The organism is Bifidobacteriaceae bacterium, assembly GCA_031281585.1.
GTDB lineage: Bacteria > Actinomycetota > Actinomycetes > Actinomycetales > WQXJ01 > JAIRTF01.
The window spans coordinates 25,371-33,941 of the sequence record JAITFE010000019.1; the positions used below are offsets into that span (position 1 = coordinate 25,371).

Annotated in this window: 5 protein-coding genes; 4 read left to right on the plus strand and 1 reads right to left on the minus strand. The window is 67.2% G+C overall.

What is annotated here, in order from left to right; all coding sequences use genetic code 11:
* Nucleotide 1: 1 nt before the first annotated feature.
* The 4 genes from nuoL (at nucleotide 2) to LBC97_01365 (ending at nucleotide 7,104) form a co-directional block, all read left to right on the plus strand.
* Nucleotides 2–1,951: an NADH-quinone oxidoreductase subunit L gene (gene nuoL, locus LBC97_01350; protein ID MDR2564707.1), complete on the plus strand. Its 1,950-nt coding sequence runs from the start codon at nucleotides 2–4 to the stop codon at nucleotides 1,949–1,951.
* 13 nt (nucleotides 1,952–1,964) lie between these two features.
* Nucleotides 1,965–3,527 (plus strand): NADH-quinone oxidoreductase subunit M, encoded by a 1,563-nt coding sequence (locus tag LBC97_01355; protein ID MDR2564708.1) that lies wholly within the window; start codon nucleotides 1,965–1,967, stop codon nucleotides 3,525–3,527.
* Nucleotides 3,524–5,146: an NADH-quinone oxidoreductase subunit NuoN gene (gene nuoN, locus LBC97_01360; GenBank protein ID MDR2564709.1), complete on the plus strand. Its 1,623-nt coding sequence runs from the start codon at nucleotides 3,524–3,526 to the stop codon at nucleotides 5,144–5,146. The genes LBC97_01355 and nuoN overlap by 4 nt, the downstream gene beginning before the upstream one ends.
* A 935-nt stretch (nucleotides 5,147–6,081) precedes the next feature.
* Nucleotides 6,082–7,104 carry a polyprenyl synthetase family protein gene (locus LBC97_01365; protein MDR2564710.1) on the plus strand — a complete coding sequence of 341 codons (1,023 nt, stop codon included), beginning with the start codon at nucleotides 6,082–6,084 and terminating at the stop codon, nucleotides 7,102–7,104.
* Between the two features lie 130 nt (nucleotides 7,105–7,234).
* Here LBC97_01365 and LBC97_01370 read toward each other — a convergent pair whose 3' ends face one another.
* The gene (locus tag LBC97_01370; protein MDR2564711.1) at nucleotides 7,235–8,266 is read right to left on the minus strand and encodes a Fic family protein; all 1,032 of its coding nucleotides are present in this window, start codon (nucleotides 8,264–8,266) and stop codon (nucleotides 7,235–7,237) included.
* Between the last annotated feature and the right edge of the window lie 305 nt (nucleotides 8,267–8,571).

The window sequence follows — 8,571 nt, forward strand, 5'->3', positions numbered from 1 at the left end:
AATGATCGACAACCTAGTTTTGACGGCGGCGTCCGCCGCGCCTGACCTTGGGGCTTCGACGGCGGCCCGGTGGAGTTGGCTGGTCATAGCCATACCGCTGCTCGGCGCGGGCTTCTTGCTGCTGGTGGGGCGAGCGGGCGACAAGTGGGGGCACCTGCTGGGCGTGATGGCATCGGCGGCGGCTTTCGGTGTGGCCGCCTGGGCGTTCTTCGACCTGCTGTCGCGGCCGGTGGAGACCCGCGTCCAGGACTTCGACTTGTTCGAATGGATCTCCGGCCCCTTCGGCCTGGACGTGGGGTTGCGGGTGGACCAATTGTCGCTGGCGTTTGTGCTGCTGGTGACGTTTGTGGGCACCCTGATCCACATCTATTCGATCGCGTACATGTCCCATGACAAGGACCGGCGGCGCTTCTTCGCCTACTTGAACCTGTTCGTGGCGGCCATGCTGCTGCTGGTGCTGGCCAACTCCTACCTGGTGTTGTTCATCGGCTGGGAGGGGGTCGGATTGGCCTCCTACCTGCTGATCGGGTTCTGGAACCAGCGCGAGGAGTACGCGGTGGCGGCCAAGAAGGCGTTCATCGCCAACCGGGTCGGGGACGTGGGGATGATCGTCGCGATGATGATCATGTACGCGGAGTTCGGCTCGCTGAGGTTTGACGCCGTCTTCGCTCAGGCCGAGGCCGTGCCCGCCTCCACGCTGACCTTGATCGGCCTGGCGCTGCTCCTGGCGGCCTGCGGCAAGTCGGCGCAGTTCCCGCTCCAATCCTGGCTGGGGGACGCCATGGCGGGCCCCACCCCGGTCTCCGCGCTGATCCACGCCGCGACCATGGTGACCGCCGGCGTCTACCTGGTGGTCCGGTCCGGCCCGATCTTTGAGCACACGCCCGGCGCGCGCCTGGCGGTGCTGATAGTGGGCGCCATCACCTTGCTGTACGGCGCGATTGTGGGCTGCGCCAAGGACGACATGAAGAAGGCCCTGGCCGCCTCCACCATGTCGCAGATCGGCTACATGATGCTGGCGGCGGGCCTTGGCCCGGTGGGCGCGGTCTTCGCGATCATGCACCTGCTCACGCACGGCTTCTTCAAGGCCGGGCTGTTCCTGGGCGCGGGCTCGGTGATGCACGCCATGCGGGACCAGGTCGACATGCGCCGGTTCGGGGCGCTCGACAAGTTCATGAAGGTGACTTGGCTGACGTTCATGATGGGCTGGCTGGCCATTTTGGGGGTGCCCCCGTTCGCGGGCTTCTTCTCCAAGGACAAGATCATCGAGCAGGCTTTCGTGGCCCCGGAGGGGCAGGTCTGGCAGGGCTGGGTCTTCGGCCTGGTCGCGCTGTTCGGCGCCGGCATCACCGCCTTCTACATGTCCAGGCTGTTCTTCATGGTGTTCTACGGCAAGGCCCGCTGGACGGACGACCAGCACCCGCATGAGAGCCCCCGCCTGATGACGGTGCCCATGATCGTCCTGGCGCTGGGCTCGGTCTTCCTCGGCCTGATCTTGACGCTGGTCAAGTTCGACGAGTACCTGGCGCCCGCGCTGGTCCCCGGCCACCACGGCGAGCCGGTCGTCAACGCCTATGTGATCATGGGCGCGACCTTGGCGTTGGTGGTGGTGGGCGCCTGGATCGCCTGGGTCAGGTTCGGCTCGGCGAAGGCGAACATCCCGGTCCTGCCGCCGGCGGCGGACGGGCTGGTCCGGGCCGCGCGGGCGGACCTGTACCAGGACACCGTCAACCACGCCCTGTTCGTCCGCCCCGGCCAGGCGTTGGTCCGCGTGGCCGTCAAAGCCGACGATGACGTGGTGGACGGCGGCGTGCGCGGCTTGGCCTGGCTGCTCCAAGGCGTGGGCGGCTTGGTCGCCCGGCTCCAAAACGGATTCGCGCGTTCCTACGCGGCGACCATGCTGGCGGGCGTGATCCTTCTGGCCGCAATTGTCCTGGCCGGCCGGATGTGAGGAGTAAAGAGGAATGACCATGCAGAATTTCCCCTGGCTCACGGTGTTGATCGCCGCGCCCAGCGTTGGCGCGCTGATCGTCTGGCTGGGCGGCGGCGCGATCCGGCGCTACGCCCGCCACATCGCCTTCGTCTGGTCTTTGCTGATCGCGGCGGCCGCGTTTGTGATGGCCACCGAGTTCGAGAGTTGGAACGGCGACATCCAGTTCGCGCAGCGGGTCGAGTGGATCCCCTCGTTCGGCGTCTCCTACGCGGTGGGCGTCAACGGTGTTGGCCTGCTGCTGATCCTGCTGTCCGCGCTGCTGGTGCCGATTGTGCTGCTGGCGGCCTGGCGGGAGCAGTCCTCCCCGGCCAAACAGGCTCATTACGCGGCGCTGGTGCTCTTCCTGGAGACGTTCATGATCGCGGTGTTCGCCGCCCGGGACGTGTTCTTCTTCTACCTCCTGTTCGAGGCGATGCTGATCCCGGTCTACTTCCTGATCGGCTCGTTCGGCGGCCCGAACGCCAAGAAGGCGGCTTTGAAGTTCCTGCTCTATTCGCTGGCGGGCGGCCTGATCATGCTGGCGGGCGTGATCGCGGTGTGGACCCAGGGCCCGGGCGGCCCGGAGGGCTTCATGATCGACTCGCTGGTCGGCGCGGATTGGGGCTCTGCCCAGGCCGAGCGCTTGATCTTCCTGTCCTTCTTCGTGGCTTTTGCGGTCAAGGCGCCCATGTTCCCGGTGCACACCTGGCTGCCGGACGCCGCCCAGGCCGCCAAGCCCGGAACCTCCGTTCTGCTGGTGGGGGTCTTGGACAAGGTCGGCACGTTTGGGATGGTGGCGCTCTGCCTGCCCATGTTCCCGGAGGCGTCCCGGTGGGCCGCCCCCGTGATTGTGGTCCTGGCCGTGGTCTCGATCTTCTGGGGCGCGTTCCTGGCCTTGGGCCAGAAGGACATCCTGCGGATGATCGCGTACACCTCCGTCTCCCACTTCGGCTTCATTGTGCTGGGCATCTTCGCGTTCACGGAGACGGCCGAATTCGGGTCGGCCTTCTACATGTTCAACCACGGCCTTTCGACCGGGGCCTTGTTCCTGCTGGCGGGCTTCTTGATCGCCCGGCGCGGCACGCAGGACATGACGTTGATGGGGCCGGGTTTGCAGCGCACCACGCCGCTGTTGGGCGGCACTTTCCTGGTGGTGGGCCTGTCCGCGCTGGCGTTGCCCGGCCTGTCGCCCTTCGTTTCCGAGTTCATGGTGCTGATCGGCACCTATGAGCGCCTCCCCGTGGCGGCGGTGATCTCGGCTTTGGGCGTCATCATGGCGGCCCTGTACATCTTGATCGCCTATCAGAAGATCTTCACCGGCCCGGTCCGCGAGGACCTGGCCGGGACCCGCGACCTGGGCGCGCGCGAACTGTGGGTGGTCGGGCCGCTGATCTTCCTGATGCTGCTGCTCGGCTTCTGCCCCCGGCCCGCCACGGACTTGTTGGAGTGGCCGGCGGCCCAAGTGGTCCAACAGGTCCACGAGGTCCAAGTCGCCGACCAGGCGGCTGACGAAGATGACTTAGTGGGCGTCGAAGAGGAAGGAGACCAGCCATGAGCCCCACCTCCCCGACTCCGGAGATTCTCATCGACTGGACAACTCTCAGCCCGGTGCTGATCGTCTTGGGCGCGGCGGTCCTGTCAACTTTGATTGAGGCGGTCGGCGCCCGCAAGGCCCGTTCGGGCGTGGCGGAGCAGCCCGCCTACCTGCGCGTGGTCCAGGCCGGCGTGGCCCTGCTGGCGGTGGCCGCCGCGGGCCTGATGGCGTTGCGCCTGGCGCTCGAATCCGAATCCTCCATTGGCGAGAACGGCGACGGCGCCGTCCTGGTCGACCCGATGACGCTCTACCTCCAGTTGGCGATCGCCACCTGCGCGCTGATCGGCTTGCTGGTGATCGCCGACCGCACCGTCCAGGGCGAGGACGCGTTCGCGCCGCAGGCGGCGGCGGTCCCCGGCTCGGAATATGAGGCGAAGGCGCGCGGACGCGGCATGACCCAAACCGACGTCTTCCCGCTGGTGCTGTTCGCCACCGGCGGCATGATGCTGTTCCCGGCGGCGGCGGACTTGATCACCATGTTCGTGGCTCTCGAAGTGCTGTCGCTGCCGCTCTATTTGCTGGCGGGCTTGGCACGGCATCGGCGGCTGTTGTCGCAGGAGGCGTCCCTGAAGTACTTCCTGCTGGGAGCCTTCGGCTCGGCTTTCTTCCTGTTCGGCGCGGCCTGGGTGTACGGGGCGACGGGGGCGCTGAAGCTGACCGAGATCGGGGCGGCCATGGCCGTACCGACCGGGCTGGACCCGTTGCTGGTGGTCGGCCTGGTGCTGATCCTGGTCGGCCTGCTGTTCAAGGTCGGGGCGGTGCCGTTCCACTCTTGGACGCCGGACGTGTACCAGGGCGCGCCCACGCCGATCACCGGCTTCATGGCGGCCTGCACCAAGATCGCGGCGTTCGGGGCGCTACTGCGGGTGCTGTACGCGGTCGCGCCCGCGCTGACCTGGGACTTGAAACCGGTCTTGTGGACGGTGGCGATCCTGACCATGGTGGTGGGCACCGTGGTCGGCCTGGTCCAAAAGGACGTCAAGCGGATGTTGGCGTATTCGGCGATCGCCCATGCGGGCTTCATCCTGGTGGGCGTGGTGGCCTGGACCTCCGAGGGCCTGTCCGGCTCGCTGTTCTACCTGTTCACCTACGGGGTGGCCACGGTGGGCGGCTTCGGCGTGATCGCCTTGGTGCGGGAGGTGGACCCGGAGGGCCACATGCGCGGCGAGGCGACCGGCCTGGACCAATGGCGGGGCTTGGGCAAACGCTCGCCGGTGCTGGCCGGGGCTTTCGCGCTCTTCCTGCTGTCCTTCGCGGGCATCCCGCTGACCTCGGGGTTCGTGGGCAAGTTCGCGGTCTTCGCGGCCGCGTTCGGGGCGGGCGCCTCCGCCTTGGCGATCATCGGCCTGGCCTGCTCCGCGGCGGCGGCGTTCTTCTACGCCCGCGTGATCGTGGCGATGTTCTTCGAGTCGCCGCCGGATGACGGCGCCTTGGCGGTCAGCGGCGTGGGGATCGGGGTGCGGACCCTGGGACTCACCCAACTAGCGGTGGCCGTGTCGCTGGCGTTCACGCTGGCGCTGGGCGTGGTGCCGGGCTGGTTCTTGAACTTCACCCGAGGCCTGGCCCAACTGCTCTCCTAAGGCGCCTGATCGGGACTCACAACCAGACGAACCCCGGCGTTCGCCGCGCAGTGTGGTTTTTCCATCCGGCCGGCCCCGCACAATGCGGGTTCGCATCCGGCCGGCCCCGCCGAACGCCTGCCGAACGCCCGAATGTAGGATTCTGTCTGGCGTGCGGCGCACGCGGCCAGATGGAATCCCACACTCGGCGGGTTCTACCAACTGAATTCCTACACTCGACGGTTCTACCAGACAAAGTCCCACACTCGGCGGGTTCGACCAGATGAATTCTTACACTCGACGGCGAATGTAGGATTTTATCTGGCTTGCGGCCGCGAATGTAGGATTCTGTCTGGCTTGCGGTCGCGAATGTAGAATTCCATCTGGTGCGGGCCCGCGAATGTATGATTCTGTCTTCCCGCCGACACGGGCCGCGTTCCTGACCAGGTAGGACGCAAACCAGCGCAAGATGAAATCCTACGCTCGGCGCTGGCGGCCAGATAAGATCCCACACTCGACGGGTTCTACCAGATATAGTCCTACACTCGATGGCGAATGTAGGATTCTATCTTGCCCAACTATTCGAATGTAGGATTCACTCTGGCCAAACGGCCTAGGGTAGGGCCCTGTCTTTGAGAGGGATTTCAGTATCCCCTAGCCACGAGCGCCGACGCCGTCGACTGCGAGCTGACACTCTACGATCGGGACTCGGACCCAGACGGAATCCACCTTTCGCGGTCGAGTGTCGCTCTGCCATGCCCCTCTTTGGTCTTGTCTGCCTATCCCGCGTCGGCCAACTCTGGATCCCGAGCTTCGAGCGTCCCAAGGTCCGCCTCGGCTTCCGCCGACCACTTGACGGCGGTTGAGGGCTCCTCACCCCGCCGCTCGGGCGGCTTGGGGGCCGCTCTCATCAGGGCATGAGGCCCCAGCCGGCCGCTGACATAAGATAGAGCGTTATGGCATCCTCCCGGCCCGCTGTCGCCTTGGGCGATCCGTCGTTGGACGCAGCAATCGGCGCTGGGATGGACCGGGTGGAGGCGAAGCTGGCCTTGACGGTCGACTCGCCGGACCAGTTGGTGGCGGACGCCTCTGCGCATCTGCTCCGGTCTGGCGGGAAGCGACTGCGGCCGCTGCTTGTCCTTCTGGCTTCGAGCCTGGGTCGCGGCATTGACGACCAGGTGGTGGACGCGGCCGTGGTGGTGGAGCTCACCCACCTCGCGTCGCTGTACCACGACGACGTGATGGACGCCGCCCCTCTGCGGCGCGGCGCGCCCTCCGCGCATGAAGCCTTCGGACCCTCGGTCGCCATCCTGACAGGCGACCTCCTGTTCGCCAAGGCGTCGCAGATCGTGGCGGGCCTGGGACCGGAAATGGTCCGGCTGCAGGCGGAGACGTTCGAGCGGCTGTGCCTGGGCCAAATCCATGAGACGGTGGGCCCGCGCGGGGAGGACGACCCGGTGGCGTTCCACCTCCAGGTGTTGGCGGACAAGACGGGCGCCCTGATCGCCACTTCCGCCCGCTTCGGGGCGTTGCTGGGCGGCTGCCCGCCCGCAATCGTGGAGGCGCTGGTCGGCTACGGGGAGGCGGTCGGGGTGGCCTTCCAGTTGGCGGACGACATCATTGACTTGACCTCCCCGGCCGAGGTGACGGGCAAGACCCCGGGCACCGACTTGCGCGAGGGCGTGCCGACCATGCCGCAGTTGCTGGTCCAGGCGGCGGCCCGCCGCGACTTGGCGGACGGCGTGGCGGGCAGCCCGGACGTGGCTTTGGCCAACGCGATCGAGGGCGACCTGTCCGGCGATGCCGCGCTGGCGGCGGTGGTGGACCAACTGCGGGCCAACCCGGCCCTTGAGGAATCCCGCCGCATAGCCACAACGTGGGCGAACCGCGCGGTCGCGGAACTGGCTCCGCTCCCGAAGGGCCCGGTCCGCCGCGCCCTGACGGACATAGCGGACCTCTTCGTAAGCCGCCTCTCCTAACCCGGGAACCCGGGAACCCGGGAACCCGGGGACACGGGAAGGCGGGGACGGTCCTTCCGCCCACACGGCGGGGACACGCCCGCCCGATGCCGTCCGCCGTCCGCGCCGCGTCAAGTCGCGCCGGCGTTGTTCAGCCCGGGCGGTGACGGCGGTAGCGTTCCAGTTTGTAGGCTTCGAGGGCTTCGAGGGTGGACCGCCACCGGCCGCGCTGGTCAAGACTGGCTTGCAGGCGACCTCTGATTGCGGCCTGCCTCAAGGCCGCCAGCGACATGGACTGGTCCGCCAACGCCGACAGCGGGACCAGGTCGTCGGCGTTGGAGATCGTGGGCAGGAGCGAGTTCAGCGAGGCGATGGCGCGCCGGGCGATGATTTCGGCCAACGGGTCCGCGTCCCCGGCGTCGGCTTTGGCCAGCGCGGCCAGGTAGCGGCGGCGCTGCGTTTTCAGGATCACCACCGGGGGCCAGCCCAAACGCACCATGATCAGATTCAACAGCAGTCTTCCGGTGCGCCCGTTGCCATCCAAGAACGGATGGATGCGTTCGAACTCGGCGTGCCAGGCGGCCACCATCCGCGGGCCGTCCGGCAGCGCGGCCTTCCCGGAGAGCAGGTCCGAACCCGCCTTGTTCACCCGTGACACCCATCCATCGAGCATGGAAGGCACCAGCGGGAACATGGGCGGCTTCATCCCGCCGGGAAACGCCGCGATCTCATGGCGGCGGAAACTGCCAGGCGATTCCGACTCCTTGGCCGCCGGGTTAGGGGCCACGCCCCACACGTGACGCATTGCGAGGTGATGGACCTCGCGGACCTCGGTCAACGCGACAATTTGGTCATGTTCCCAGGCCCGTTCGGCGCCGGCCTGCCCATAGACCCAAGTCGCGGCCTCGCCGTAGCCTAGGACCTCCAGGTAGTCCTTGATTTCCCTGGCGCCCACGGCGCGGCCCTGATCCAGCAAAGCCTGGACCTCGCGCAGGATCAAAGTGTTGCCCTCGACGGCCGTCGAATGGTGCACCTCCATGTGCCAGAGCTCGCTCCACGAAGGGCGCGCCTCCTCGACGGGCGGCAGGCCGCCATGCGCTCTCAAGTCGGCCATCGCGGAGGCGAACTGGTCGAACACCGCCTCACGCGAAGGGCGCCCGCGGCCCCGAAGGGAATTTGTCACAGTCCGAGCATATCTAAAAGAACACAACACTTTCGTCGAAGGCCCCCCGTCGCGCGTCCCCGGCCCAGTTCACGATGCCGTTCGCGGCGCCATGCCCCCAGGTCCGCTTGGTCTTCGGGCGGGGCCGGGGACGCCCGCAGAAACGGCGGCAAATGGAAATATGCGCCGTCCCCATTCCCGACTCCAGAAATACGTACGCAAGTCAGGCGGGGACCGGGAAACGCCTCATCAAAACCCCGGGGCCTCCTTGGAAGCTGAGCCCGCCGCGGTGTTCGCTGCCAGCGGCCAGATGCCGTTATCAGCGA